Source organism: Streptomyces sp. NPDC056580, from assembly GCF_042793175.1.
Classification (GTDB): Bacteria; Actinomycetota; Actinomycetes; order Streptomycetales; family Streptomycetaceae; genus Streptomyces.
The window spans coordinates 89,425-114,932 of sequence record NZ_JBHTVE010000020.1; the positions used below are offsets into that span (position 1 = coordinate 89,425).

Sequence of the window (25,508 nt, forward strand, 5' to 3'; positions counted from 1 at the left end):
GGTAGTTGCCATGAACGATCGCACAGCTCTTGTCACCGGTGCCAACAAGGGCATCGGCAAGCACATCGCCCGGCTCCTCGCCGCCGAGGGCCTCACCGTGTACGTGGGCTCTCGCGACCGCGGGCTCGGACAGCGAGCCGTCGAGGAGATCGGCGCAGGTGCCCGCCTGCTGGTGCTCGACGTGACAGACCTTGACGGCATCGCACGGGCCGCGACCCAGGTGGACCGTCTGGACGTGCTGGTCAACAACGCCGGGATCTCACCGTCACTCGCCCCGCCGGCCGACACTGGCGTCGAGGAGTTCCGGCGCACATACGAGACCAACGTCTTCGGCGTGGTGGCGGTGACCAATGCCTTCCTGCCCGCCCTGCGCCGGTCCCCGCATCCGCGCATCGTCAACATCTCCAGCGGCACCGCATCGCTGACCTGGAGCACGAACCCCAACCCCCAGTTCATCCCGGGAAGCGGTGGCGCCGCCGCCTACCGGTCGTCCAAGGCCGCCCTCAACGCCCTCACCGTCCTTTACGCCCAGACGCTGGCCGAGGACGGCTTCAAGGTCAACGCGCTCGCCCCCGGCGTGCGGGCCACCGACCTCAACCCCCTGGCCGCCGCTGCCGGCGACGACCCGGCCGAGGCCGCCCAGGGAGCCGCCCGCCTGGCCCTGCTGCCAGATGACGGCCCCACCGGTGGCTTCTTCTCCTGGGACGGAACGCCCGTGCCCTGGTGAGGGGCGCTGGGATCCCAGGCGACGGCACTGACTCGCACGCCCCAAGAAGCGTATTCCCACAGCGGCGGTCCTCCTCGGACCGAAGCGTGCTCGGCAGCAGCGCAAGGAGGCCGCGCGGACAGGTGCGCCCTCATGGGCAGCGGTTCGGGCGGTCGTCCCACCGTGGGTCGTCCAGACCCGGCGGATCAGGCTACGGACGGCGATGACGGTGTCGGCGAGGTCGAAGAAGGCGTGGATGACGGTCGCGCGGCGCTCGTGGCAGCGGGCGAGGCGGTGGAAGGCGTTCTCCCTGCCGAGCGGGATCCCGTAACCATGCCGGGGCTCCCCATGCCGCCTATCTGCGCGAGCTCTACGTCACGTGGCTGAAAGGCATCGAGCAAGTGCTCCGCGAGTGGGGGAGAGCCGGGATCATGAAGCATGCTTCCGGATGACTGGCACCTCACCCAAGACGTCGACGACTTCCTCGTCCGAGCCGGGAACTTCCTGCGCTCGCGCCCCGCCCTGCACAACACGCCGCTGACGGACATCGAGAAACTGCGGATACGCAGGCCGGACGCACACGGACCCGTAACCGCCGTCTTCGGTCGACTGGAGTCCGGAGGTGAGGTCCACGCGGTCTTCTATCTCACTTCGCGTGGACGTCTCGGCCTCACCCCCCTCTCTGTCGAGCAGACCGACGCCCTCGCCGCCCACCTGGCCGTCCTCGGCCACCGGCCCGCCAACGTCATCGCGGACCACGAGACCGCCACCGCATTCGCCGGCTCCTGGCAACGGCACACGGGCGCGGCGCCAGCACTCTTCTGGCGGACGCATCTCTACCGTCTCGGCACACTCACCCCGACGCACCCGCACCCGGAGGGCCGGGGCCGTCTCACGGGCGGGACGGACCGCGAACACGTCGTGCGCTGGTGCCGCGAGTTCTGCGTCGACGTCGGGGAGCAGTCCTCCATCGACCTGATCGACGCCGGCTCCTGGGACGACTCGCGCTTCGGCGACCGGCACTTCACCTTCTGGGAGACCCCGGACGGCACCCCCGTCTCGATGGCGGCCGCGACCTCGGTCATCGGCGGCATGCTCCGGATCGACCCCGTCTACACCCCGGCCCACCTCCGGGGCCGCGGCTACGCGGGCGCCGTGACGGTCGAGGCGAGTCGGGCAGCGCTGGCCGCGGGCGCGACGGACGTCGTCCTGTTCACGGACCCGGACAACCCCACCAGCAACGCCCTCTACCAGCGCATCGGGTACGTCCACGTCGCCGACTTCGCCGGGTACAAGTTCTCCTACGGCGCACCACAAGCCGGGTGAGGGCGTGATCGGTGCAAACACACCTGCCACGTAGCGGCTTCGACCGCCGCGAAGCAGCTGACGAAAGCGGTGGCGGCCCTCTGATCAGCTGGTTGTGGTCGTACTGGAGCGGGGGAGCCGGGCGAGCAGTTCGTCGGTGACGGGGAAGCCGTCGGCGGCAAGCTGGTTTGACGGCGGCGTCGATGTCGAGGCTGTAGGACAACACAGTCGAGGGCCAAGCCGAGGGTGCCGAGCTGGTCTTAGGCCAACTTGGCATGCTGACCGCCTGGGGCCGTCTGTCCGCCGATAGGCCGCTGAGAGTAGCGGCCGAATTTCCTGAGGACCGACGGCCTCCCGGGCGTGTCGCCGAGCCGGTTCTTGCAAGGGTGCCAGACGAGGACGTCGCTGGGGCCTTGGAAAATGCAGCTCATGGACGATGCCTTCACGCTCCTTCGGCGAGCGACTGATCAACTCCCCGAGGGCGCTCGGGCTGAAAACGGCGTGACGGTTGACGACGTGCGCGACTGTCAACGGCACCAGGAGTGGGAGCTTGTCCTCGACCTCCTGATGGAGATCGCGGACGAGCAGCCGGTTTCCTTGCGATTCTGGTCCCTACTCGAGGACGCAGCGCGCCAGATGATGCTGGAGCACAGCGCCGACTGGTGCGAGTGGCGGGCCTGGGAGATGCAGCATGGCACCCTCCGGGCCAGGCTGAGCCTGCTGAGCACGGAGGAGGGCGGACGTCGAACCGCCTTCGCCGGCCAGGGGCAGCTTCGGCCGCTCTGGGATGTCGGCAACCAGGCGCCCGATGGCGGGCAGGCAGTGAACGTCGCGCGACTGTGGGTGGAGGGCGCGCCCGGCCTGGCACCGGGAGAAAGTGCGACGGTCCGTCTGGCACCACTCAGCCCCGAACAGTGGCGCCATGTCCAGCCTGGCGACGTGATCACCATGCACGAGGGCAGGCCGGTTGTCGGCACGGCCGTGATCATCGAGGTCACACCGCCTTCCGTCGCTGGGTGCGAGGGAGATCTGTAGGCCCGATCTGCAGCGTGTCCGAGGCGCTCGGAGGGCTGCGGGTCAGTCCGGGCTGGTCGCGTAGCGCCCGCAGATAGGAAGATGACCAGCATGACGATCAACGGGAAGGTCGTCGGCGACGTCGCAGACCAGGGCCTTCGCCTGCTCGCCTCATGGGCGGCCACACCCCGGACCCTCGCGCCGCACTCCGGCGACTGACGATCCGCGGGGACCACCAAGGACCAGGTCGCCGCCGCCGTCGACCGCACCGTGGAGAGCTACGGCCGCCCCGACATGGCCTACGACAACGCCGGCGTCAATGGCCCCGCCCACCGACGCCGCCGACGAGAGCGCCGAGCAGTTCGACCGAGTCCAGAGCATCAACCTTCGCGACATCTGGGCGAGCATGAAGCACGAACTGCGCCACAAGCGCGACCAGGGCAGCGGGACCATCGTCAACTGCTCCTCTCTGGGCGGCCTCGTCGGCAACCCCGGCCGCACCGCTTACCACGCCACCAAGCACGGCGTGATCGGCCTGACCAAGAGCGCCGCCCTCGAATACGGCTCCCGCGGCGTCCGCATCAACGCCGTCTGCCCCGGCACCGTCGCCACCCTCATGGTCGACGCCGTGATCGACGGCGGAGAACTCGACCGCAGCCGGGCCGAAGCCGGCTGGGGCGACACGGGCCGTCAAGTGCGCGCCCAGCTTGGACCGGATCAAGGTCTCCCCGTAGACCCGTGTCGACGCCTCACTCAAGGCAGGGCGCACGTGCCCCGGTTCACGCCGCCCGTCCCAGGCTGTCGCCGCCTCGCCGGGTGCGGATGGTTGTCACTCACTTTCGGGTGGCGGCCGGGTGGCGGGGTGGGGCTGCGGAGCGACGTTCGCGGCGGTGGTACGGCTTGACGGGGCATCAAAGGGTGGATTCCATGTGTTGATGCAGCATGCAGGTAAGAGTCACGAGATTATGGGTGATACGTAACAACGCTCGTGTACTGCGCGTACCAGGCGTGTCGGTGGGGAGGGTGGGGTGTGCGGCCGACCGGCCGTCACCGCCTTCGCGTAAGCCCTGCTCACGGCCTGTGGCCGCGGGAGGATTGCGCCGATACCCCGCAGGGAGAGCCTGTGCGCGTTTCCGCTTTCGTGCCCGATGCCGGCACAACGCTGGGGGCCTGTCCTGACCTGCGAGAGACGATGCGTCGGCGCCGATAGACGGCGGCCGCGCAAGAGGGTCAGGACCGGTAGCGAACCAAGTGCACAGCACACCCGGCGCCATGGGTGCCGGGCGTGCGAACGAAGCCTAGGCAGAACGGAGCGAAATCATGCAGACCACCACCGCATCGACCGACCGAGCGCGGCACGACGTCCCGGCGGAGGACTTCCTGCTGGCGCCGCCCAAGTCCGCGGACCGCATCGCCTGCCGCGTCGATCCTCGCGACCTGCGGCGCCTGAACCTGTACGCAGTGCTGACCGCTGCCGGGATCGCTCCCTGGCCAGGAGACCGTGAAGTGATCGAGGAGCTCAGCGCGCTGCCCGACAGCGTGCACGCGGCCCTGCACCACTGGCTCAGCTCCGGCAGGTGACGCCCTGGACGCCGCCCAGCGCGTCCACAGGACCGGCTGCGGGGAAGGAGAGGCCTGCTCGATCCGCCGCGGACTCTGTGCCCCTCACGGATCCGCCTGTTCGACCGCCCCCGGTCAGCGGCGCCGGGCCGCGGCCCGCTCCTCAGGCCAGGCAGGTGAGGGGGCGTCCGCCGTTGTAGGCGACCATGTCGCCGAGGGCGGCCGCGGCGTCGATGGTCCGGCCGAGCGGGCCGTCCTCCAGCTCCGCGTACGCCCGGTGCAGGTTGCCGACGATGCGCTCGGCGTCGAGCAGCCCGGCGTACTCGCCCAGGTCGGTCTCGCGGGCGGTCTCCAGGGGCGTCAGCCCGGCGTCGCGGCCCGCCCGGGCGGTGCGCTGCACGAACCGCAGGTAGCCGAGCACCTCGTCGACCAGCTCGGGACCGGTGACCCCGCCGTGGCCGGGGACGATGGTCGTCGCGCCCAACGGCTTCACCACCTCCTCCAGCACCTTCACGGCGCCGGCCACGGAGCCCTGCAGGAGGAAGGGCGTGCCGCCGTTGAACAGCAGGTCACCGCTGAACAGGATCCCCCGTTCGGGCAGCCAGACGATGGAGTCGTTGGTGGTGTGGGCGGGCGTGCCGACGTGGCGCACCTCGGCGCGCAGGTCGTCGGACCACACCGTGACGCCCTCCGTGTAGGTGAGGAAGGGCGGTTCGATCGTGACGTCGCCCCACTCGACGTCTGTCCAGAACGCGGCCGCCGCGCCCGGCTCGCCCCACTGCAGGACGCTCGTCCGGGTCGCCTCGTGGCCGACGATGGTGGCGCCGTCGAACAGGTGGTTGCCGAAGGTGTGGTCGCCGTGGTGGTGGGTGTTGATGAGGGTCCGTACCGGCTGCGACGTGACGGTGCCGATCGCGTCCAGGTAGGCCCGCGTGCGCCGCACGGTCGAACAGGCGTCAACGCTGATCACGCCGCGCCGCCCCACGAGGAATCCGGTGTTGTTGATCCACCAGCTGCCGTCGGGCTGTATGTAGGCGAAGACGTTCTCGCTGACCTCCTCGACCCGGGGCGGGGGGAGGAGGCTGACGTCGTGGTGGACACTGCTCACTGCGAACTCCTGTCGTAAGGAGGGGAGTTTCCCCGGGCGGTCACGGAGCCCCCGCACCCGGCCGGGTTCGTTCGGACCCCGCGGTGATCATCGCACCGGCGATGGGTTCCTGTCCGTGTGGTGCTTCTCCGGCTCAGATGCTGACGGGCGGGTAGGACTCGGTGTACGAGTCGCCCAGAGCGCCGTGGTAGGTGCAGGGTCAGTAGCCATCCGCGGCCGCACTACCCGCCCCCTGGGCTTTGGAGGAGTTACGCCCGGAGGGCGCCCCCGCGGGAGCGCCCTCCGGGCGTAACTCCTCCAAAGCCCTTCTTCAGGCGCCTCTCGGCCCGGCGCAGGAACCGCGGGCTGTCGATCTTCGTACCGTCCGAGAGGACCGCGAAGTGCCCGAGCCCGAGGTCGACGCCCAGCTCGGGCGTCGTCTCCGACAGGATTTCCTCCGGGCCGGTCTGCACGACGAAGCTCGCGAAGTACCGGCCCGCCGAGTCCTTGACTACCGTCACCGTGGACGGCGTCGAGGGCAGCGTCCGCGACCACTTCACCTTGAGATCGCCGATCCTCGGCAGGCGCAGCTTCCCGCCCGCCGTGATCGACCAGCGGGCGTTCGCGGTGAACCGGACGGCCTGCCGGGGGTCCTTGCGGGACTTGTACCGGGGCGCGCCCATACGCGGACGCTTGCCCTTTCGCGCAGGGCCTGCTGGAGGACGACCGCCGACACCTCGCCGAGCCACGACCGCTCGGGCGTCTGCTTGGCGTCAGTGATGAGCGTCTTCGACAGATCCCCGGTCTTCGGGAACGCCAGCCCCTGGCTGCGGGCGGTCTCCCGGGCCCTGAGCGCGTCGTTGTAGACCACCCGCGCACACCCGAACGCCCTCGCCAACGCCATGCACTGACCGGCCTTCGGTACAGACGGAAGCTGTACCGAAGGCGTGGCCGCGCAGAAGACCTGGGCCACCGCGCACGCCCAGCATGCCGCTCAGCCCACCCCGGACCGCCCCGACGGGGCGGTCATCGCTACCACAGCCTCTGAGCGGTGGCAAGGCCAGCCGGTCCGCGTTCTCGACCTCACCCCCTGACCAGGGACTGTAAATCGTTCAGTGCAACTCACGGCCATCCGACAGTCGCAGAACCGGCAGCCCTCCTACCAGCGGACCGGCTCGCAATCCCCATCGGCCACCTCCATCCAGCGACGTCTGAGATCGCGCTCGCGCGCATCAAGTATCTGCGGGCCGAGAACAGCGAACTCACCCGACGGCTAGAGACCGCATACGGTGAGATCCGCAGGCTGCGCAGCGAACGCGGCGTCGCCGAGGCCGGCCAACTGCCTCCCAGTAGCCGCGGAAAGGGCTGTTCTGCCGACCGCGGAGACTCAAGCCAGTAGCCTGATCGAGCGGAGTCCGTGAGCCATGGGGGTGGTGAGTGCAGGCGCCTGCGACCGTCTTGCAGCTCGCTCTACTCGTCTTTCTGGTGCTGCCCGGGGTCACCTATCAGTTCGTCCGGGAACGCCGCCGTGGGCCGGTGCCCGGTGAGCGTGATCTGGGGGAGCGGGTACTGCGGGCGATCGTCGCGTCAATCGCGCTGGACGCCCTGTATGCAGTGGTGGCGGGGCCAGCGCTGGTTCGCCTGGCTCGAGGCGCCGACAGCGGCTGGGATGGCTTCGTAGAGCGGCCGCGACTGGTCGGCTTCGTCGCCTTGGTGCTGTTCCTCGTCGTGCCGGCCGTGGCGGCGGTCACCGTTTCCCTGGTGGATCGGCAACGGCGCAAGGCTCGGTTCCTACGCACGCCCAGCGCCTGGGACCACGCGTTCCGCGACCGCGAACCGTGCTTCGTGCGCGTGCGGCTCAAGGACGGCAACTGGGCGGGCGGCTGGTACGGCAACCGGTCGTACGCCTCCTCGTACCCCCACCCGGCCGAGCTGTACCTCGAATCGGCGCGCGTGATGGGTGCCGATGGGGCGTTCGGCGCGCGCGTGCACGGGACGGCGGGCCTGCGGCTGCGGGCGGAAGACTTCGACGTGCTGGAGTTCGTCGAAGCCGGAGAACCGGCGGCCGTGCCGGAGGAGGAGCGATGATGGCGCACGAACCCGAACGCTCGCACGAACCCGAGCTCACGCCCGAAGAGGCGGCGCTGCTGCAGGAGGCCGCGGAACGCGGCTACACCCCGAAACGCACGGTCGCCGAGCCGGACGAGGCGCCCGGCGGCCCAGCCGGCACCTCGAACGGCAACGAGGACTGACGCGTGGGCGGCGGGCCCGCGAACGCTCTGGCCGAGCGGTTCTGGGAGGCGTTCCGGGTGGCCCGGCACAGCGCGGATCCCGCGTCGGTCGAGAAAGCGATCGACCTCGGCCATGCCTTGCTGGCTGCCGAGGACGTGGCCGAGCGCTGTTCCGTCCTGTCCAATCTCGGAGGCCTGCTGCAGACCCGCTACCACCAGACCGGAGACTTCGAGTTCCTGCGGGAAGCCGTCCGCAAAGTCATGGAGGCTTATGTACGTGCGTACGAAAGCCCGGATGATTCGGCCAACTACGCCAACAACATCGGCATGCTGCTGCACACCGCGTTCCAGCAGAACCAGGACCGTGGCACCCTGACCGACGCGCTCTACTGGAGCCGGACGGCCGTCGACGAGGCACCGGCCACGAAGAAGGCGTACTACCTGGGCAACCTCGTTGTCGCGCTGCGGACGGCGTTCACCGTGACGAAGGACCTTGCCCACCTGGCGGAGGCCGCCAAGTACGCGCGTGCCGCCGCCCAGTGCTCCCCCGATGACGTGACCACCGCCAGGAGTCTGCACTTCCTCGCCGTCATCCTGCGCGACAGGTCCCATGAGACCGGGGAGACCGGTGTCGTGGAGGAAGCCGTCGACGCCGCGCGGCGAGCGGTGGAGCTCACGCCGGCCGGGTCGTCCGACGTGCTCGACCGGTTGAGGATCCTCGCGTACCTTCTCCACGACCGCTACCGGGCTCGCGGAGCGCGGGATGATCTGGCCGAACTGCTTCGGGTCCGGCAGACCCTGGTGGCTCACACCCCGGTCACCGATCCGCGGCACTCGCAGAACCTCGTCGAGCTGACGACCACGGAACGAGAATGGGCCGCGCTCACCGGCGAGCGCCCGAAATCGAACAGTGGCTGGGAACGCGCCGACACCGAAGCCGAAGCGTGCGGACGGTACGCCGCTGAGTTCGAGCAGACCCGGGACTCGGCACTGCTCGAGCGGGCGATCGAGCTCGGACGTTCGGCGGCGGCGGCCACTCCTGCCGGGCACCCCCGCCGCGGCGTGCGGCTGGACCACTTCGCCACGGCGCTGGCCACCCGGGGTGAAGCGTTCGGGGACCACGCCGCGCTCGCGGAGGCCGTCATCATCGAGCGGGAGGCGGTCGCATGCACGTCGGCGGGCCATCCGCTGCGCGTTCAGTTCATGGGCAACCTCGCCGTCAACCTGAACGCGTTGTTTCACGCGACCGGAGACCTGGCCCATGTGATGGACGCCATCGACGTCGCTCGCCGTGCCGCCGAGGCCACCGCCAGGCAGGGTGGCCACCCGCGTTCGCTCGGGATCCTCGCCGTCATGCTGCACACCCGGTACCGGGTGACCGGCGAACTGCAGATGCTGTCGGAGGCGGTTGACCGCGCGAGGGAGTCCGTCCACCTCGGTGCGAGCCTGGTCGCCGGGCAGGCCCAGCGGCTCTCCAACCTTGGCGCCATACTGTCCGACTTATTCACCAGGACGGGTGAGGCGAGCGTGCTCGACGAGGCGATCGACGCGCACCGCGCGGCCTCGGATGTCACGGCGGACGACGACCCGCACCGGGCAGTGCGGCTGGCCAATCTCGGCGGTGTGCTGACGATGGCGTACGAGAAGTTCGGCGACCGGAACGCGTTGCGGGACGCGATCGCCGCGCGTCGCGCGTCCGTGGCCGCGACTCCGCATGCCAGCCCGCACTGGCCCAGGTACACCGCGAGCCTGGCCGCCGCACTCGGCGTCTGGTGCACGAACCCCGTCGCACCCGCCGCCGCGCAACAGGAGCCGCCGGATCCGCAGGTCCTCGCCGAGGCGGTCGGCCTGGCCCGGAGTGCGGCGCAAAGGCACGAGCAGGACGCCTATTCCCGAGCGGATTTACTGACCCGCGTCGCCAACGTCCTGGCGCTCGGTTTCCGGCACCTCGGCGACGGTGACGCGCTGACCGAAGCACTCGGCTGCTACCAGGAGGCCGCGGCGTCTGCCGGATCGCCGGCGGAGAGCCGGGCGGAAGCGGCGGACCGGTGGGGCGCTCTGGCCGCCGAGGCAGGGCAGTTCGACGTGGCCGCTGAAGGGTACGCCGCCGCGGTCCGGCTGCTGCCCCGGCTCGCCGGGCGCCGCCTGGGCCGCGAGGACGCCCAGTACTGGCTCGGCCGGTTCGCCGGGGTCGCCGCCGACGCGGCCGCGTGCGCACTGGCCGTCGGCGACGAGGTGAGCGCGGTGACCCTGCTCGAATCCGGACGCTGCGTGCTCGCCGCCCAGGCACTCGACAGCCGCGACGATCTTTCCGACCTGCGCGAGCGGGCACCCGAGCTGGCCGATCGCTTCCGAACGCTCACGGCGCAGTTCGAAACCGACACCACGAGCGACCGCGTGGCCCTCGCCGACGAACTCGACGCGGTCACCGACCGGATCCGCGCGCTGCCCGGGATGGAGCGTTTCCTACGGCCCCCGCTGCTCACCGACCTCACCGCGCAGGCACACGAGGGCCCGATCGTGTACGTCAACGTCAGCCAACACCGGTGTGACGCGCTGATCATCACTCCGGACGGGGTCCGGTCACACGCGCTGGACCGGCTGAGCGAAGAGACCGTGAGCCACCGCGTACGCGCTCTGCACACCGCGTTCACGGAGAGGCGGCTAGCCGCCGAGCAGGCGATCCATGACACGCTCGAGTGGCTGTGGGACACCATCGCAGGCCCTGTGCTCGGCGAACTGGGGCTGACGGCGGAACCGGCGCCGAATGGTCCATGGCCAAGGATCTGGTGGGCCCCGGTCGGGCCGCTCAGCCTGCTCCCCCTGCACGCGGCGGGCCACCACCGCGACGGCGGACCTGTGCTCCTCGACCGCGTCGTCTCCTCGACGACGCCGACGATCCGCGCCCTGGGTCACGCCCGCGCGGGCCGCCGCGACGACCGGAACGAGCCGCGGCTGCTGGTGGTCGCGATGCCCCACACTCCGGATGCCCCGGACCTGCCCGGCGCCCAGGCCGAAGCCGACCACCTGGCCGCTCTCATACCCAGCGCCACGGTCCTGGTCGGCGCGGACGCGACTCGTGACGCCGTTCTCGACGCCTTGCCGGCCAGTGGCTGGGCGCACTTCGCCTGTCACGGGTACAGCGACCCGGACAACCCTTCGGACAGCCACCTCGCGCTACATGACCACGACCGCGCGCCGCTTCGGGTGCTGGACCTTTCCCGGCTGCGTCTGCGGGACGCGGAGTTCGCGTTCCTGTCAGCCTGTGACACGGCCCGCACCACTGTGCGCCTGTCCGACGAGGCGATCCACCCGTTGGCGGCTTTTCAGATAGCCGGCTTTTCTCAGGTGGTCGGCACGCTCTGGCGCGTCGACGATGTGGTGGCGCCAGCCTTCAGCCAGCAGCTCTACGGCGAGTTGATCGCGGACCGATCTGGTGCGTTGTGCGCGGCGGCGGCGGTCCATCGCACGGTCAGGCAGCTCAGGGCGAGGTATCCGAACCTGCCGTCGGTGTGGGCCGCACACGTCCATGCGGGCGCCTGATGAGACGCAAAGGTGAAGGCGAGGGTCAAGGCGGAGGGGTGCCCGGCAGTGCTGGTGCTGTCGGGCGACTTCGACGCGAGCGGCATGGGTATCAGCCGCAGATCGTCGCCCATGACGCGGGAGCAACTGACTATGTGGAGCGGGAGTTCATCGAGCCGTACCTGCCGATAGGCGGGTACGGCCCGTATCCCGAGCGGCTCCGGCAGCAGTTCGAGGGTGTGATCTGGCGGTTCAGGACGGGCGGGCAGTGGCGGAAGATGCCGGCCGAGTTCGGCGCTTGGCCGGCACCGGGTGCAGCCGCAGCCGTTCCTCGGCCAGGAGCTCGGCCGGGATCCGGCGGGTCTCGCGGTGGATGCGGCCGTTCACTTCGGCCATGAAGTCCGCGCAGGCCTCCTGGAGTTCGGCGAAGTCGCCGTAGTCGGGGCGAAGGTTGACTGCGGTGGGGACCAGGTCTCGCTTCGCGATCCGGACCGTCGCCTCCGTCCCACCCTTCGAGGCCGGGTCGGCCGGCATGCACGACCTGACGACCGTGCCGTAGTAGCGGGCGATCGGCACCAGCGCGGGGTTGCGGACCGCGATCCGGGCCACGTGCTCGACCGTGACGCGATCGTGGCTCCCCGGGCCACCCACAGCTGTCCGTCCGCGTTCTCGCCCGGAACACCGACCGTCACCTCCGCCCTGCCGTCCTTCGTGAGGTCGACCAGATACGTCGAACCCGCGAACCTGTCGTCCGCTTCGGCGGCTCCGGGCACGCCGCTGGTGTTCTGCGAGTAGCCTCGGGCGCCGGTGCCGGTGAGACCGGCGGCCGACCCCCGCAACCGCCCGCATCACCACCCCCGAAAGCGCCCCCACCCCCCGACGGCGCCCCGGCCCCCGCCTCCGTCTCCGACGCCCCGGCCGTGACCGCCTTCCGCCAGGGCGTCGACGACCACGGGGCAGTCCTGGCCCGCCGATGTGCGTTCCGTGTCCACCGGTGACGTCGTCAAGGTCACCGGCCCCGACCACTGGATCATCCACCTCAGCGTCGACCCCGTCGGCTTCTCCGCCGTCCCCGAGCCCCCCTGGCCGGCCTCCCCGGCACCGGCGTCACCAGCCGCCACTGACCCGCCGCGCCGCGCACTATGCGGTCGCAACGCCCAGGAAGCGCAGCACCGCTAGGACGCGGCGGTGGTCGGCGTCGGCCTTGGGCAGCTGGAGCTTGGTGAAGATGCTGTTGATGTGCTTGGCGACCGCGCTCTGGCTCACGACCAGCTCGGCGGCGATGCCGGAGTTGGACCGGCCGCCCGCCATCAGCTCCAGCACCTCCCGCTCGCGCGGTGTCAGCCGGTCGAGTGGATCGCTGTGTCGGCGCACCAGCAGCTGCGCGACGACCTGCGGGTCGAGCGCGGTGCCGCCCGCCGCCACCCGGCGTACTGCCTCGGCGAACTCCTCGACGTCGGCGACCCGTTGCTTGAGCAGATAGCCGACGCCCGAGGTGTTAGCGGCGAGCAGATCGGCGGCGTATCGCTCCTCCACGTACTGCGACAGCAGGAGCACGGCGGTACGCGGGTACTGGCGGCGGATCACCAGCGCGGCGCGCACTCCCTCGTCGGTGAAGCCGGGCGGCATGCGCACGTCGACCACGGCGATGTCGGGCCGGTGCTCCTCGACGGCTGCCAGCAGCCCTTCTGCGTCGGCGACTTGCGCGCGCATCTCGAAGCCGGCCGCCTCCAGCACCTTGACCACGCCGATGCGCAGCAAGAGGGAATCCTCGGCGATCACGGCGCGCACGGCAGCTCCACGGTGATGACGGTCGGGCCCCCGGCGGGGCTGCGGCAGGAGAACGTGCCGTCGACGGACGCGACGCGCTTGGCGAGCCCGGCGAGCCCGGTGCCACCGCCGGCCGCCGCGAGATCCGCGCCGCCCGCGCCATCGTCCGCGACGACCACGAGCAGTGTCTCCCCGATCCGCTCCACGGTCACGTCCGCCCGGGTCGCCTGGGCGTGTTTGAACACGTTCGTCAGGGCTTCGGAGACCACGAAGTACGCGATGGCCTCGACCGTGGGTGAGGGGCGCTGCGGCAGGTTCACCGCCACACACACCGGGATCGGGAGGCGGGCGGCGAGCCCGGACAGCGCGGCGTCGAGGCCGCGGTCCTCAAGGACGGCCGGATGCAGGCCGCGCACCAGGTTGTTCAGCTCGGCGATGGCCTCCTTCGCCTCGCGGTGCGCCTCTTCGATCACCTTGCGGGTGTCCTCCGGCAGGTCGCCGAGGGTGGACCTGGCCAGGCCCAGGTTGACGGCGAGTGAGACGAGGCGCTGCTGTGCGCCGTCGTGCAGGTCGCGCTCGATCCGCCGCCGCTCGGCGTCGGCGGCGTCGAGCACGCCGGCCCGGCTCTCGGTGAGGTCGGCGACCCGGCGGGCCAGCTTCTCCGTGCGGCTGGGGCCGAGTAGGACCTCGGCCGCCCGGGTCTCCAGCCGTACCAGAGCGCCGGTCAGCCGGGGCCCGAGGAACAGCAGGGCGAGGCCGCCGGCGGTAATGTACGCGGCCTGCGTGGTGTACCCGAGGTCGGTGACCCGCCACTGCGGGGGCAGCGCCCAGATCCACACGTAGATGGAGGCGGCCACGAGAGCGGCGGCCCAGACGGCGAGGACGGCGAGGTCTAGGACGGCGAGCAGCGGACCCGCCACGGCGTGGTAGCAGACCTGCCGCCACAAGGCCCGGCCGGTCAGCCGACGTACCGCCGTCTTCCAGTTGCGTCCGGGCCCGGGTACGGCGGGGCGCGGGAGGTCTTTGCCGACGAGCGCCCGGTAGCGTCGCCGCTGCCCGACGGTCAGCAGGGGTGTCACCACGAGCGTGAGCAGCACGGGCAGCGCCACGAGTGTGAGCAGCACGGGCAGCGGAGTCACGACCGGCACCAACGCCGCCATCGTGCCGATCAGCCAGAGCCACAGGGGCACCACGGCGAGGTGGAGCGGCAGGCCGGCGGCGACGAGCGCGGTCCGGTGTCCCGCCCTGCGGAACGGCCGGCCCAGTACCAGCTGCAGCCGCGTGGTGAGTTGCATACGTCAAACGGTAAAGCCGCAGGCCATCCCCGTGCGATGACGCTCCCGCCCGGTTCGGGGGTGCACTTTTCTCCACCCCGGGTCGGAACCCTGCGTGACTGACGGCGCCCTGGTGTGCGGCGGAGGGTGGAGCACGTGAAGGGGAGAGCCGGCGGGGAACGGGGGAAGACGATGCGTCAACTGGTGTCATGCAAGGACGAATTGGCCGGTGCCGAGGGATTCGACCGCGCCGAGGTCATCCCGCTCCGTGAAGAGGCGGAGCAGCCGCGGCCGGCGCGGGGCATGCGGCGGGCCGGGTGGCTGCTGGTCGCCTGCGGGCTCGCCCTGCTGCCGTGGCTGTGCGTGCTGGCCACCGGCCTGCCGGCCACCGCGACCGCGGCGCACTGGCCGGTCGCCTGGGTTGGGCTCGACGCGCTGGAGGCGCTTGGCCTGATCGCCACCGGCCTCCTCGCCGCCCGCGGCGACCGCCGGCACGCCCTGCCAGCCGCCGCGACCGCGACGCTGCTTGTGGTGGACGCCTGGTTCGACACCACGACCGCAGCCCCGGGCGGCGACTTCGCCACCGCGGTCGCCATGGCGCTCGGCGCCGAGCTGCCGCTCGCCGCGCTGTGCGGCCGGCTGGCGCTGCGGGCGCTGAGCCGGCACGCGTGACGCCGACCGCCCAGCCACATGCCACGGTCCAATCGATCCACTCGAGAACACCCTGCACCGCATCACCACCGCCTCCGTCGCCCCGATCCCCGCCCAAACCCGCTGGGCGGTCGTCGCCGGCGTCGACGCCGCGTCGGCCGCCGCCTGGTGGCTGGGCGACACGGCGCCCTATCCGTGCGCCCAACGCGGCCTCCTCGACCTGCCGTTGCCGTTCCTGACAGCCGACCGGATGGACGCCCTACTGCAACCGCGGCCGGGGAGCGGATCCTGGAGATCGACCCGGGGACGGGCCCGCAGTCGCTGCACGTCGCCCCGCAGCCCGGACCGGAGGGACGGCTCGATGTGCTCGACATGCCCACCCCGACACCCTGGTCAGCCGCAACAACCTCGCTCGTGCTCGCAAAGCCGACCAAGCTGTACAGCAGAGGAGTACAGCAACCTCAACGGCCGCAGGTGAAGGTCAGCAGCCGTCTACGGCCGATTGACCAGCCCAACAGACATCAATGGCACCTGTCTGAAGCCGTGCCGCCATCATGGCTCTTCCTCACCTACGGCGGATCGCGCCAGAGCCCACCAAGTTGTGGGCGCGCTGCGCCGAATTCGAGTCCGCCGGAGCGGCGGCTGCCACGAGGGCGGCCGCCGCGGCGGGTTGCCGTAGTCCTGTGGTGCGGCGGTGCGGGAATGCGTGTTCACAGGTCACAGCTGCGGCTGTGGCATCCGTTGCCAGCTGAAGGGGCCGTACGTGGTGTCGGTGACGGGGTGGTTGGCGTTGGGGTCTGCGGTCAGTTTGAGCCACTCCAGCGGCGTGGTGCTGCCGTGGACGACGATGCGGTGGAAGTTCGGAACGTTGTAGTGGGGGTGCTCATTCCACGCGTTGTTGCCCGGGTCGTGGGCGCACACGCCGGCGCCGGTGGCCGGGTCCGTCTCACCGGTGCATGGCGCCGTGGGGGACAGCGGGTTGTCCGAGCGGTACAGGTGCGAGTCGCCGTTGAGCATCAGTACCGGACGGCTGAACTCGACGGTCTTCGCTGCTGTTTCGCTGATGATCGGCTCGTAGTTGGTCAGGTGGTCCTTGGTCTTGCCGTCGAGATCCCACATGTCGGCCTGCGCCGAGATGACCACTGCCTTGGCGTGGCGGCCCTGGGCAGCGGCGAAGGCGGCATCGAGCCATCGGACATCGGCGGCCGTCCGGTTGGTCCGTTCGTCGGTCTGCGCCTGAGTCGTGGTCGGCACCTTGTACCAGGGGTCGGCGTCATTGTTCGAGCCGCCGGGCACGTTGATGGTCACGAAGACGATGTCGTTCTGTGCCCACATCACGTTCTCGGCATACTGGGCGTCGCCCGGGTGGCTCGGGTCGTAGGCGGTGGCCTGCGAGACCACGTTCAGTGCGCCGCTGCCCAGGGTGTGGCCGGGCCGCGCGAAGAAGTCCTGGCGGACCTTCGCGAGGTTGTCGAGTGGGTTGCCGCAGCGGTAGCTGACGCAGTCCGCGGGGTTGGTGGACACACCGCTCGTGCCGATGTAGTTGATCGACCCGGTGGCCGGGTCATAGAAGCCACCGCCCTGGCCGGGTGAGGTGAGGCTCGACGCCTTGTGGCAGTCGGCCCACTCGTTGTCGCCCGGCGTGTAGACGAGCGGTTTGTTGAAGCTCTGCCACGCGGACGCGATCGAGGCGTCGTAGTCCGCGGTGCAGAACTCCTTGCCCGAGTGGATGTCGCCCACCTGGATGACGTCGCTGACCGTGGGGTCGCTGTTGATCGTGCCGATGAACGCCGGGGTCTTCTGGAACTGCGAGGTGTCGGCGGTCTGGCCCGCGGGCGCGTACGCCGACCTGCCGTACGGCGAGTCTCCGAACACGGCGAGCGTGAGGGGGTTGCCGGCCGCCGATGCGGTGGCGGTGGGCAGAACGGAAGTGGCAAGGCCGACGGTGACGAGCGTGATGAGCCCGCGCTTGCGCATGCGTCCCAACGTGCGTCCTCTCTAAGGTCCGGTCGAGGGGGGCGCTTAAGTGGACTAGGTCACAGCGAGCGCGGTATGGCATCGAGTGCGGCTTGGAGATGACGGCCAGGCGAACTTCCAGCGGTTCAACGCCCAGCAGACGCGCCAGCGGTGATCGAGGGGACCTAGTGACCTGAGTCAGAGATTCGTTGACAGTAGGCGGAAACTTTATCGAGGATCTCGTCGGCTGTCTTCATCCAGATGAACGGTCTGGGGTGTTCGTTCCAGTCGGTGACCCAGGTTCGGATGTCGCGTTCGAGGGCGCCGGTGCCTCGGGGTGGACCCGGGGCACCGGGGCCGCTGCGGCAGCCGCTTTCCCTGTGCCGCAGCGACGCCTTCCTGCCGCGGGACCATAGTGGCCGGTGAACCGTGCGGGCCGCGTCCGCCGGCCCGGGCACGTCACCGCACCGTAAGAAGGGCCGCCGGCGACCGCGGTCTGGTGTCCGGCTTTCCAGTTGGCGTGCTCGGGCTCAGCCAGGAGGCCTATACCGCTCGGGTGGCGGCCGGGATCCTCGGCGTGCAACCGCTTCGCTGCCCGACCGAGCCCTTCGGCGAATGCCCGCGCCTCGATCGTGCGGTGGTGGAAGGTGACGCACCGCGTCAGACCATGCGCGGCCATCGTGTCCAGCAGCGCGGCCTGGAGCACCGCGAGACGCTCCCCGCGCACCTCCTCGGCTGGCGTCACAGGTCACAGGCTCGCTGAGTCTTCACCACACAGCATCGGTGGGCGGCTTCATTGCCAGCCGCCCGCCGGCCGCGCGTCTCGCCATTGTGCGCGTTGAAGGGGCTGGCGGGGAGGGGACGCCCGGGTCCGGGGCTGCTCCCGCTACCGGTCGTCGAGCGGCTCGGCGGCGACGCACCTGTGCCTCCACGATCACGTGATCATCCGAAGGTGGTGCGTTGATCACTTGAGGGCGCCATCGTTTGACGACAGGATCGGATCCGTCTTCCTATGGATCAACACCGACCGCACCTACGGCCTCAGATGTGGAGCTCCTGCGGGAAGCCGGTCCAGCGGAGTTCGGCGGGGAGGTGGCCGGTGTCGTTGAAGAGGAGAATCGCCGGGGGGCGGCGGGGTGCGTAGCGGATGACGGTCAGTGCCGCGTTGGCATGGTTGATGCCCATCCAGCGCCACTTGGGCGCGTCGAGGGCGGCTCGGACGAGCCAACCGACGAGGAAGTTGTGGGTGACGACGAGTTCGTGGCGCGGCTCGTCGCCGATGACAGGTCCGGTGAACTCCTCGAACGCTGCCGCCACGAGCCGGGGTCCGTCCTCGCGCTCCTGGGCTGGGAACTGGTCCAGGAACCCGATCATGGCGTCAGCTGTCTCGGGCGGCAGCTCCTCACGTGCTGGCAGGTACGGGATGTAGTCGCCAGCCGCTTCGGAGAGCTGCACGCGGACGCCGTCGAGCCGTTCGCCGACCAGCCGGGCGGTCTGTTCGGCACGGGCGAGTGGCCCGTGGTGGATCGCCGCCAGCGGAACCCCACGCAGCCGCTCCCCCAGCAGGGCGGCTTGGCGGCGGCCCGCATCCGTCAGTTCGCTCTCGTCCGGGGATGCCTCGCCGTGACGGGTGAGATAGAGGTAGCGGGCGGCCGTACCGGGCATGGATGCGTCCTTCAGTGAAGCCGATCTTGCGGACTCATGGAAGGACGCCGACCCACGCGGACCGGTTCCACGAAGGGGGAGTCGGGCCTCAAGCCAGATCAGCGCGTTGCAAGGTCTGGACGACGTGTCTTAGAGGTCGTTTTATCCCGGTGTTTTATCCCGTGATGCGGGCTTGTTCCGGTGGTGTCGGGTCGCGCCAGGAGATGGTGTTCTCACCGGTGAGGCGGCGGGCCATGAGGTCGGTCATGGCGAGGTGGATCATGGCTTCGGAGCGTTCGGGGAGCGTTTCGTAGTCGCGGGCGAGGCGGCGGTGGAGCATGAGCCAGCCGTAGGTCCGCTCGACGGTCCAGCGTTTCTTAACTGGTGTAAAACCCCTGGTCCCGGGGGCGCGTTGGACAATTTCGAGGTCGATCCCGAGGGTGGCGGCGTATTCGAGGAAGTGTTTGCGGTAGCCGCCGTCGACCCAGACCTTGCGGATCGTGGGATGGGCTGCGGCTGTCTGGTCGAGGAGTCTCTGGCCTGCGGCGGAGTCCTGGACGCTGGCAGCGGTGACCAGGACGGCCAGCAGGAGGCCGAGGGTGTCGGTGACGATGCTCCGCTTGCGGCCGACGATCTTCTTGCCGGCGTCGATGCCCTGGCTTGCGGCGTGCACGCTGGTGGACGTCTTGACGCTTTGCGCATCGATCACGCAGGCCGACGGCTCGGTGTCCCGGCCTTCCTTTTGCCGTAAGAGCCGTCTGAGCAGGCCGTTAAGCTGGGCGAACACGCCCTCCTGCTGCCACTTGGCGAAGTAGCCGTAGACCGTGTTCCAGTGCGGGAAATCGTGCGGCAGGTAGCGCCACTGCACGCCTGTGCGGTCCACGTAGAGGATTGCATTCATGATCTCGCGCAGGTCATGCTCAGGCGGCCTGCCGAAGTCGAGGGCCCGGCCGCGGCGCTCGAACCGCCAGGCCGCAAGCACCGGCTCAATCAGCTCCCACCGGGCATCGGACAGGTCACTCGGATACGCACGTCGTTCCGTCATGACCTGGGCGTACTGCCGGCCGGGGGCGTGCGCCCAGGCGTGCGTCATGCCGTGTCGAAGCACGGAACACACCCTGGCGTCATGGAATGAGACAGGCGCAAGTGGACTTGCGCCCCAGCCGTGATACCACCAGCTCCACCACGCAGAAGTGCCACCGCAGCCACACCAGCAGCACGCCGACAGGCAGAACAAAGCAACTCAGAGCACCACACTCAAGAGGAAAACGACCTCTTAGAGGTCGTTTTATCCCGGTGTTTCATCCCGTGACGCGGGCTTGGTCCGGTGGTGTCGGGTCGCGCCAGGAGATGGTGTTCTCGCTGGTGAGGCGGCGGGCCATGAGGTCGGTCATGGCGAGGTGGATCATGGCTTCGGAGCGTTCGGGAAGGGTTTCGTAGTCACGGGCGAGCCTGCGGTGGAGCATGAGCCAGCCGTAGGTCCGCTCGACGGTCCAGCGTTTCGGCCGACGCTCCGGATCGAGGTCATCGTGGACGCGGAGACCCGCCTCGTAGTGGCGGCGGCCCGGCCGGTACCCGGCAACACCGCCGATGCCAGGGCATGGCGGGGCTCCGGCCTGGCCGAGCACTGCCAGGGCGTGACCGTGCTCGGCGACGGCGCCTACATCAACACCGGCCTGATCATCCCGCATCGCAAACGCCCGGGACGGGCACTGCTGAAGGGCGAAGAAGAGGACAACGCCGCCCACCGCAAGGTCCGCGCACGCGTCGAGCACGTCTTCTCCCGGATGAAGAATTACAAGATCCTCCGCGACTGCCGGCAGCGCGGCGACGGCCTCCATCACGCAGTCCAGGCGGTGGCCCGCATGCACAACCTCGCCCTCGCCGCATGAACCGACGAGCCCGGCAGCCCGCTTCAGGCTGCTTGATCACAGCCTTGTGCAACACCCTTTAGAGTGACGTGCGTGCGGCGGCTGACACCAGTAGCTGACACCAACACGCGCGAACCGCAGCGGACGAGGCCGGACCTCAGTGAGCTTCTTCGAGATGGCCACCGATCAGGTGACGGTCCGCGGGCCGCAACGAGCGAGGCCCCCGGGCTGTTGATCGAGATGTCTGACGTCTCAACCACGCTGCTCGGGGGCCTCGTTGGTCGTCTATCCTGCCGCACTCGACCTGCCGCATGCGCTCGTGGAATGGGTGACCATGCTCGTCGTCACCCGCGAGGGTGACCGGCGCTGCAAGCTCCGCCCGTCCCAGCGAGCGATGGTGGCACTGGTGTATCTGCGTGAACACACCACCTTGGCGAAGATCGCTGTTGGGTTCGGGATCAGCGAGTCCACCGCCCACGCCTACACCAGCGCGGTCATCCACCTGCTCGCCGCGCGTGCACCGGGCCTGTTGAAGGTCTTGCGCGAGACCGACCCCGACTTCGCCTTGCTGGACGGCGCCCTGGCCGAGTGCGACCGGGTCGGCGACTCACGCGCGGACTACTCCCACAAGCACCGCCGGCACGGAGTGAACCTGCAGGTGGTCACCGATCCGGATGGCCGGCTGCTGTGGCTCTCACCCGCGCTGCCGGGCCGCACTCACGATCTGACCGCCGCCCGCACCCACAGGATCATCCGCATCTGTGAGCGCCCGGGCGTCCCCATCCTGGCCGATCTCGTCTACCAGGGCGGCGGCCCCTGGCTGACCACGGGCATCAAACGCAGGCCCCTGCAGGAACTCACCCTCACCGAGAAGACCGTCAACCGCGCCCTGGCTGTGGCAAGGGCACCCGTCGAACGCGGCGTCGCCCGCCTGAAGGCCTGGTGGATCTTCCGCAGATCCCGAAGCAGTCCGAACCGCATGACGTCAATCGCCAAGGCTGTCCTCACCCTGGAGCGGCAACGCTGAGTGAACGATCGGTCGAAGCACAGGGCCAGTTGGTCGACGTGGCCGACCCCTGTGATCGACCTGATAAGGATGGGGCCGGATCTCAAAGCCTTGACCTCGTACGGGCGCCGTCCCCGCTGTGGGACGGCACCCGTCACCTTGACAGGGTCATCGAGATCCCGCCCACTGACCTCACGTGATTTCAGTCCACGGCCCAATCGTCTCGTCTTTGGGAATCCAGAGCAGTGGTTGTCCCGTACGGCAGCGCTCGTCCGCTCCCTCTTCCCAAGGGAACCGCCCGGCCTTGTCGGGCCAGAACAGCTGTGTGATTGGCAGTGGCGGGGTCTGGTAGAAGTCGATTCCTGCGCCGAAGAAGTCGTGGTACCAACTGGGATGCACGGGCCGGACGGCCACGTCGTAGCCGTTGAGGACGTCTCCCCGGCGCTGGTCCGGCTCGAGTGGGTTGCCTTCCCGTATCGCTGCCCCAGCGGCGTTCGCCACGCGCATCGCGGTCTGCGATGGCAGGCCGAACACGCTCACCTCGGGACTACGCAGTGTGTGCCAGAGGCCGATCGAGTAGCCCCAATCGCCGGGGGCGTCACCGCCGGCCACGCCCATGACGTGCCAGCCAAAGTCCGCGACACTCTTGGCTATGCGGCTGTCGCGCTCCTCCCACACGGGTCCGCCCCATTCCGTTGGGGCGCAGAGGAGGCAAAAGCAAGGGGCGTCGTCCATCTGAGGAGAGTAGACCTGCTCGCACACGAGCCGTCTCTTGGGTTGGCGTACAGCAACGAAGTACCGCAACCTCAACGGCCGGCCCCGACCGTTAGCGTCTGTCCCGGGCCGTGAAGCGACCGGAATGACTGTCGCTGACAGATCCACATAGAGCTACGGGTCAGAGGGGCGCAGGTTCCGGCGGAGCCTGTGACATCAGCGGGTGACATCTACACCCCTGTGGGGTGCCGTTCAGTGCCTATTCCTGATGCGGCCATGCCAAGACGGTGTTGGATCCTAGATTCGTTGCGCGGGCCCCGTGAGTCGTGTTTGGCTCGCTGGATGAACTTTCTGTTGACGGCGAGTGGCCTGCGTAACGAGACGCTGCGGGATGCATTGCGGGACATGCTGGGTAGGCCGTTCGGATCGGCGAACGTCGTGTACATTCCCACGGCATCAGTCGCCGAGTCCGGGGATCATGGGTGGTTCCTCGCGGACACGAACCGGCTGCACGGCCTCGGCTGGCGGGAGTTCGACGTCCTGGAGCTGAATGGACTGCCCCGGCAGATGGTGCTCGACCGGCTGCTCCACGCCGACGTCATCTATGTTGGGGGCGGCAGCCATTACCACCTCGCGCGCAGCATCACCGGCAACGGCCTGGCCGACGGCTTCCTGGAGGCGCTGGAGAGCCGGGTCTATGTGGGGTTCAGCGCCGGATCAATGATCTTCAGCCGTGCTCTCACCGAACACTCTGCCGACGTCATCGGGGACACCACCGACCTCCACGTGCTCGGCGCGGCAACCGTGGAGCCGCCGTTCGGCCTCTTCGACTGGTATCTCAAGCCTCACCTGTACTCGCCGGATTTCCCCGATCGAGACGACGCCTGGGCTGATCGCATCGCTGCGCGGGCGGACTTCCCGATCTACTTCATCGACGACGAGACGGCCGTTCGAGTCAGGGAAGACGAGGTGGATGTCATTTCTGAAGGCCGGTGGCGGTTCCATCCGTGACTACGGATCAGAAGAGCACTCAGCTCACGAGACGGCTCAGCCACAGACCGGGCCGTCTCAGTTCCCGTCTCATTCAGCCCCGTACAGAGTCGTGTAGACCGGGCCGTGAGCGAGGCTCGTCCCGGCACCCGGTTAGCCATGAACACAGGTGAACGACCCTGCACGAGCCTCACCACCCCGCCAACACAGTTGAGAAGCGTGCGCCCTCGAGCAACCTCCTTGGGCCGCCGTGCACCCGCTGCGCGGGAGGAATTGTCAAGACTTGTGGATGAGGAGTGGTTGCCTGCTGGCAGGCGAAGGGACTTGAGTCTCCAGTAGGGGGAGACACAAAGGTGGGGACATGGACGGCGACACGCTCTACTCGATCGGCGAGCTCGCTCGACGGACCGGTCTCACGGTCAAGACCATTCGGTTCTACTCCGATCGCGGAATCGTGGCGCCGACGGACCGCAACCCGGCCGGCTACCGCCTCTACAGCATCGACGCCGTCGCACGCCTGGACCTCGTGCGGATCCTGCGCGAGCTGGGACTGGACCTTCCCACGATCCGCAAGGTCGTGGACCGCGAGCTCTCGCTTCCTGAGGTCGCCGCGGCGCACGCCGAAGCACTGGCAGTGCAGATCCGCGTCCTGCGCCTGCGGCGCGCGGTGCTGACGGCGGTGGCCGAGCGCGGGTCCACACCTGAGGAGACGGAACTCATGCACCGGCTGGCCCAGCTTTCCGAGGACGAACGCAGACGTCTGATCGACGACTTCCTCGACGCCGTCTTCGGCGGTCTTTACGCCGCCCCCGCATTCGCGGGGGTCATGCGCTCGATGACCCCCGAGTTGCCCGACAACCCGGAGGCAGAGCAGGTCCAGGCGTGGGTGGAGCTGGCCGAAATGTCCCTGGAGCCGGATTTCCGCGCCGTCGTGCGGCGGATGGCCGAGGACCAGGCAGCCGAGCAGGCCCGAAGCGACATGATGGGCCCGCGCCGCGACATCGCCGCAGTCGTCCGTGACCAGGCCGGCCCGGCCCTGACCGCGGGCATCGACCCGGCCTCGTCTCAGGCTGATCCGATCGTCGCGGAGTTCACAAGGCACTACGCGCACCTCCTCGGCCGCCCCGACGACGTCGAGCTTCGCCGTCGGCTGGCGACTCGGCTGGAGAGCGTGAACGACCCACGCAGGGAGCGATACCTCCAGCTGCTCGCAGTGGTCAACGGCTGGCCGGCCCCGGAGAGTCTGGCTCCAGTGTTCGATTGGTCCGTCCAGGCTCTGCGCGTCCGGACACAGCAATGACGGGGCGGTCGCAAGGCAGCATAGGGCGGACACGGCTGGCGTCGGGTGGAAACGCCGCCGCATATGATCGGTTGATGAGTACCCCTGTCGTACTTCAGGTGGCCGCGTCGCCGGTCTCTCCCGCTCTCGTTCTTCGCCCCTGGCGCATGGAGGACACTGCCGCATTGGTCGAGGTGAGCCGGGATCCCGCACTGCGCCAGTGGGCGAACTCTGTCGTGGACAACGATGCCGACGGGGCACGCTGGGTGCAGGCTCAGCAGCAGGGCTGGGCAGCGGGGAACCGGTTCGGCTTCGCCGTCCTTGAGGCACAACTCGGTTCAGTTCGTGAACAGTTGGTGGGCAACGTGGTCCTCAAGGAAGTCGCCTCCGGCAAACCGGCGGCCGAAGTGGGCTACTGGACCGCGGCGCACGCTCGCGGGCGGGGAGTGGCCTCCCGCGCTCTGGAGGCACTCACCAGCTGGGCCTTCGACACCTTCCAAGCCGACGGGCTGGAGCGTCTCGAACTCCTGCACCAGGTGGACAACCTGGCATCGTGCCGGGTCGCGCACAAGAGCCGCTACGACTTCGACACCATCCTGCCCGCGGCACCGCCCTCCTTCCCCCGCGATGGCCACCTGCACATACGGCGCACGAGTGCCTAGATCCTCCCGGCTTCTGCGGATCGGCTGAGGCTGCTCACGCCGAGAGGGTCTCGGGGCGTTCGACGAGGTGGCCGCGTTCGAAGCGCGCCCCGGCACGGACCAGAGCGACGAGGTGGGGTGCGTTCACAGGTCGCCAGCGGGCCTGGGCTGACTCGACCAGCTTGAAAACCATCGCCAGCCCGGCGGCCCGGCTGCCGGCACCCTTCGTCACCTTGGTCCGCAGCCGCACTGAGCCCTTTTCAACCTCAGCAGGGCTGCTCACGCGG

General features: G+C 69.4%; 20 protein-coding genes and 9 pseudogenes. 16 read left to right on the forward strand and 13 right to left on the reverse strand.

Annotated elements, in window-relative coordinates; genetic code table 11:
* Positions 1 to 10: 10 nt before the first annotated feature.
* Positions 11 to 727, forward strand: coding sequence for an SDR family oxidoreductase (locus ACFQ9Z_RS34500; protein WP_383029316.1), 717 nt, complete (start codon positions 11 to 13; stop codon positions 725 to 727).
* 130 nt (positions 728 to 857) lie between these two features.
* Here the strand turns inward: ACFQ9Z_RS34500 and ACFQ9Z_RS34505 are convergent.
* A pseudogene (locus ACFQ9Z_RS34505) lies at positions 858 to 1,015 on the reverse strand (IS5/IS1182 family transposase); the annotation flags it as partial.
* A 129-nt stretch (positions 1,016 to 1,144) separates the two neighbouring features.
* On the opposite strand from ACFQ9Z_RS34505, the gene ACFQ9Z_RS34510 reads away from it, so the two are divergent.
* The 4 genes and pseudogenes from ACFQ9Z_RS34510 to ACFQ9Z_RS34525 all read left to right on the forward strand — a co-directional run bounded on the left by ACFQ9Z_RS34510 (position 1,145) and on the right by ACFQ9Z_RS34525 (position 4,606).
* Positions 1,145 to 2,032, forward strand: a complete 888-nt coding sequence (locus ACFQ9Z_RS34510; RefSeq protein ID WP_383029319.1) for a GNAT family N-acetyltransferase — start codon at positions 1,145 to 1,147, stop codon at positions 2,030 to 2,032.
* Positions 2,033 to 2,440: 408 nt separating this feature from the next.
* Positions 2,441 to 3,046, forward strand: coding sequence for a hypothetical protein (locus ACFQ9Z_RS34515; RefSeq protein WP_383029321.1), 606 nt, complete (start codon positions 2,441 to 2,443; stop codon positions 3,044 to 3,046).
* A gap of 210 nt (positions 3,047 to 3,256) precedes the next feature.
* Positions 3,257 to 3,698, forward strand: a pseudogene (locus ACFQ9Z_RS34520) (SDR family oxidoreductase); the annotation flags it as partial.
* A 647-nt stretch (positions 3,699 to 4,345) separates the two neighbouring features.
* Positions 4,346 to 4,606 carry a hypothetical protein gene (locus ACFQ9Z_RS34525; protein ID WP_383029323.1) on the forward strand — a complete coding sequence of 87 codons (261 nt, stop codon included), beginning with the start codon at positions 4,346 to 4,348 and terminating at the stop codon, positions 4,604 to 4,606.
* Positions 4,607 to 4,748: 142 nt separating this feature from the next.
* Here ACFQ9Z_RS34525 and ACFQ9Z_RS34530 read toward each other — a convergent pair whose 3' ends face one another.
* The gene (locus tag ACFQ9Z_RS34530) at positions 4,749 to 5,693 is read right to left on the reverse strand and encodes an MBL fold metallo-hydrolase (protein WP_383029326.1); all 945 of its coding nucleotides are present in this window, start codon (positions 5,691 to 5,693) and stop codon (positions 4,749 to 4,751) included.
* A gap of 305 nt (positions 5,694 to 5,998) precedes the next feature.
* Positions 5,999 to 6,599, reverse strand: a pseudogene (locus ACFQ9Z_RS34535) (RNA-guided endonuclease InsQ/TnpB family protein); the annotation flags it as partial.
* A 510-nt stretch (positions 6,600 to 7,109) separates the two neighbouring features.
* Here ACFQ9Z_RS34535 and ACFQ9Z_RS34540 point away from each other — a divergent pair.
* From ACFQ9Z_RS34540 to ACFQ9Z_RS34555, 4 genes and pseudogenes are all read left to right on the forward strand, one after another.
* The gene (locus ACFQ9Z_RS34540) at positions 7,110 to 7,760 is read left to right on the forward strand and encodes a DUF6338 family protein (protein WP_383029328.1); all 651 of its coding nucleotides are present in this window, start codon (positions 7,110 to 7,112) and stop codon (positions 7,758 to 7,760) included.
* Positions 7,757 to 7,924, forward strand: a complete 168-nt coding sequence (locus ACFQ9Z_RS34545) for a hypothetical protein (RefSeq protein ID WP_383029332.1) — start codon at positions 7,757 to 7,759, stop codon at positions 7,922 to 7,924. The genes ACFQ9Z_RS34540 and ACFQ9Z_RS34545 overlap by 4 nt, the downstream gene beginning before the upstream one ends.
* Before the next feature lie 3 nt (positions 7,925 to 7,927).
* A complete protein-coding gene (locus tag ACFQ9Z_RS34550) occupies positions 7,928 to 11,446 on the forward strand; it encodes a CHAT domain-containing protein (RefSeq protein WP_383029334.1) in 3,519 nt (1,172 codons plus the stop codon).
* Positions 11,447 to 11,557: 111 nt separating this feature from the next.
* Positions 11,558 to 11,727 (forward strand): annotated as a pseudogene (locus ACFQ9Z_RS34555) (transposase); the annotation flags it as partial.
* A gap of 1 nt (position 11,728) precedes the next feature.
* Here ACFQ9Z_RS34555 and ACFQ9Z_RS34560 read toward each other — a convergent pair.
* The 4 genes and pseudogenes from ACFQ9Z_RS34560 to ACFQ9Z_RS34575 form a co-directional block, all read right to left on the reverse strand.
* Positions 11,729 to 12,046, reverse strand: a pseudogene (locus tag ACFQ9Z_RS34560) (IS21 family transposase); the annotation flags it as partial.
* A 35-nt stretch (positions 12,047 to 12,081) separates the two neighbouring features.
* Positions 12,082 to 12,198: pseudogene (locus ACFQ9Z_RS34565) on the reverse strand (hypothetical protein); the annotation flags it as partial.
* Between the two features lie 367 nt (positions 12,199 to 12,565).
* A complete protein-coding gene (locus ACFQ9Z_RS34570; protein WP_383029336.1) occupies positions 12,566 to 13,216 on the reverse strand; it encodes a response regulator in 651 nt (216 codons plus the stop codon).
* The gene (locus ACFQ9Z_RS34575; RefSeq protein WP_383029338.1) at positions 13,204 to 14,490 is read right to left on the reverse strand and encodes a histidine kinase; all 1,287 of its coding nucleotides are present in this window, start codon (positions 14,488 to 14,490) and stop codon (positions 13,204 to 13,206) included. Before ACFQ9Z_RS34575 ends, ACFQ9Z_RS34570 begins: the two co-directional genes overlap by 13 nt.
* Before the next feature lie 135 nt (positions 14,491 to 14,625).
* Here ACFQ9Z_RS34575 and ACFQ9Z_RS34580 point away from each other — a divergent pair, with 135 nt between their 5' ends.
* Positions 14,626 to 15,141, forward strand: coding sequence for a hypothetical protein (locus tag ACFQ9Z_RS34580; protein ID WP_383029342.1), 516 nt, complete (start codon positions 14,626 to 14,628; stop codon positions 15,139 to 15,141).
* Positions 15,142 to 15,837: 696 nt separating this feature from the next.
* Here ACFQ9Z_RS34580 and ACFQ9Z_RS34585 read toward each other — a convergent pair.
* Entirely contained in the window at positions 15,838 to 17,097 is a 1,260-nt protein-coding gene (locus tag ACFQ9Z_RS34585) for a hypothetical protein (RefSeq protein WP_383029345.1), read from the reverse strand.
* 499 nt (positions 17,098 to 17,596) lie between these two features.
* Between ACFQ9Z_RS34585 and ACFQ9Z_RS34590 the strand changes: the two genes are divergently transcribed.
* A complete protein-coding gene (locus ACFQ9Z_RS34590; RefSeq protein WP_383029347.1) occupies positions 17,597 to 17,839 on the forward strand; it encodes a hypothetical protein in 243 nt (80 codons plus the stop codon).
* A gap of 278 nt (positions 17,840 to 18,117) precedes the next feature.
* Here the strand turns inward: ACFQ9Z_RS34590 and ACFQ9Z_RS34595 are convergent, their stop codons facing one another.
* From ACFQ9Z_RS34595 to ACFQ9Z_RS34605, 3 genes and pseudogenes are all read right to left on the reverse strand, one after another.
* The gene (locus ACFQ9Z_RS34595) at positions 18,118 to 18,741 is read right to left on the reverse strand and encodes a histidine phosphatase family protein (RefSeq protein ID WP_383029351.1); all 624 of its coding nucleotides are present in this window, start codon (positions 18,739 to 18,741) and stop codon (positions 18,118 to 18,120) included.
* Positions 18,742 to 18,895: 154 nt separating this feature from the next.
* Positions 18,896 to 19,765: an IS5 family transposase gene (locus ACFQ9Z_RS34600; protein ID WP_383029354.1), complete on the reverse strand. Its 870-nt coding sequence runs from the start codon at positions 19,763 to 19,765 to the stop codon at positions 18,896 to 18,898.
* Between the two features lie 256 nt (positions 19,766 to 20,021).
* Positions 20,022 to 20,225 (reverse strand): annotated as a pseudogene (locus ACFQ9Z_RS34605) (transposase); the annotation flags it as partial.
* 18 nt (positions 20,226 to 20,243) lie between these two features.
* Between ACFQ9Z_RS34605 and ACFQ9Z_RS34610 the strand changes: the two are divergent.
* Together ACFQ9Z_RS34610 and ACFQ9Z_RS34615 are read left to right on the forward strand one after the other, a co-directional pair.
* Positions 20,244 to 20,612, forward strand: a pseudogene (locus tag ACFQ9Z_RS34610) (transposase family protein); the annotation flags it as partial.
* A gap of 256 nt (positions 20,613 to 20,868) precedes the next feature.
* The gene (locus ACFQ9Z_RS34615; RefSeq protein WP_383029357.1) at positions 20,869 to 21,618 is read left to right on the forward strand and encodes a transposase family protein; all 750 of its coding nucleotides are present in this window, start codon (positions 20,869 to 20,871) and stop codon (positions 21,616 to 21,618) included.
* A 171-nt stretch (positions 21,619 to 21,789) separates the two neighbouring features.
* On the opposite strand, the gene ACFQ9Z_RS34620 is transcribed toward ACFQ9Z_RS34615, so the two are convergent.
* Positions 21,790 to 22,332, reverse strand: a complete 543-nt coding sequence (locus tag ACFQ9Z_RS34620; protein ID WP_383029360.1) for a DUF4262 domain-containing protein — start codon at positions 22,330 to 22,332, stop codon at positions 21,790 to 21,792.
* Positions 22,333 to 22,653: 321 nt separating this feature from the next.
* Here ACFQ9Z_RS34620 and ACFQ9Z_RS34625 point away from each other — a divergent pair, with 321 nt between their 5' ends.
* The 3 genes from ACFQ9Z_RS34625 (at position 22,654) to ACFQ9Z_RS34635 (ending at position 25,242) form a co-directional block, all read left to right on the forward strand.
* The gene (locus tag ACFQ9Z_RS34625) at positions 22,654 to 23,322 is read left to right on the forward strand and encodes a Type 1 glutamine amidotransferase-like domain-containing protein (RefSeq protein ID WP_383029364.1); all 669 of its coding nucleotides are present in this window, start codon (positions 22,654 to 22,656) and stop codon (positions 23,320 to 23,322) included.
* Positions 23,323 to 23,662: 340 nt separating this feature from the next.
* Positions 23,663 to 24,601 carry a MerR family transcriptional regulator gene (locus tag ACFQ9Z_RS34630; protein WP_383029368.1) on the forward strand — a complete coding sequence of 313 codons (939 nt, stop codon included), beginning with the start codon at positions 23,663 to 23,665 and terminating at the stop codon, positions 24,599 to 24,601.
* Positions 24,602 to 24,675: 74 nt separating this feature from the next.
* Positions 24,676 to 25,242, forward strand: a complete 567-nt coding sequence (locus ACFQ9Z_RS34635; RefSeq protein WP_383029373.1) for a GNAT family N-acetyltransferase — start codon at positions 24,676 to 24,678, stop codon at positions 25,240 to 25,242.
* 34 nt (positions 25,243 to 25,276) lie between these two features.
* Here ACFQ9Z_RS34635 and ACFQ9Z_RS34640 read toward each other — a convergent pair.
* Positions 25,277 to 25,474 (reverse strand): annotated as a pseudogene (locus tag ACFQ9Z_RS34640) (IS256 family transposase); the annotation flags it as partial.
* Positions 25,475 to 25,508: the final 34 nt, after the last annotated feature.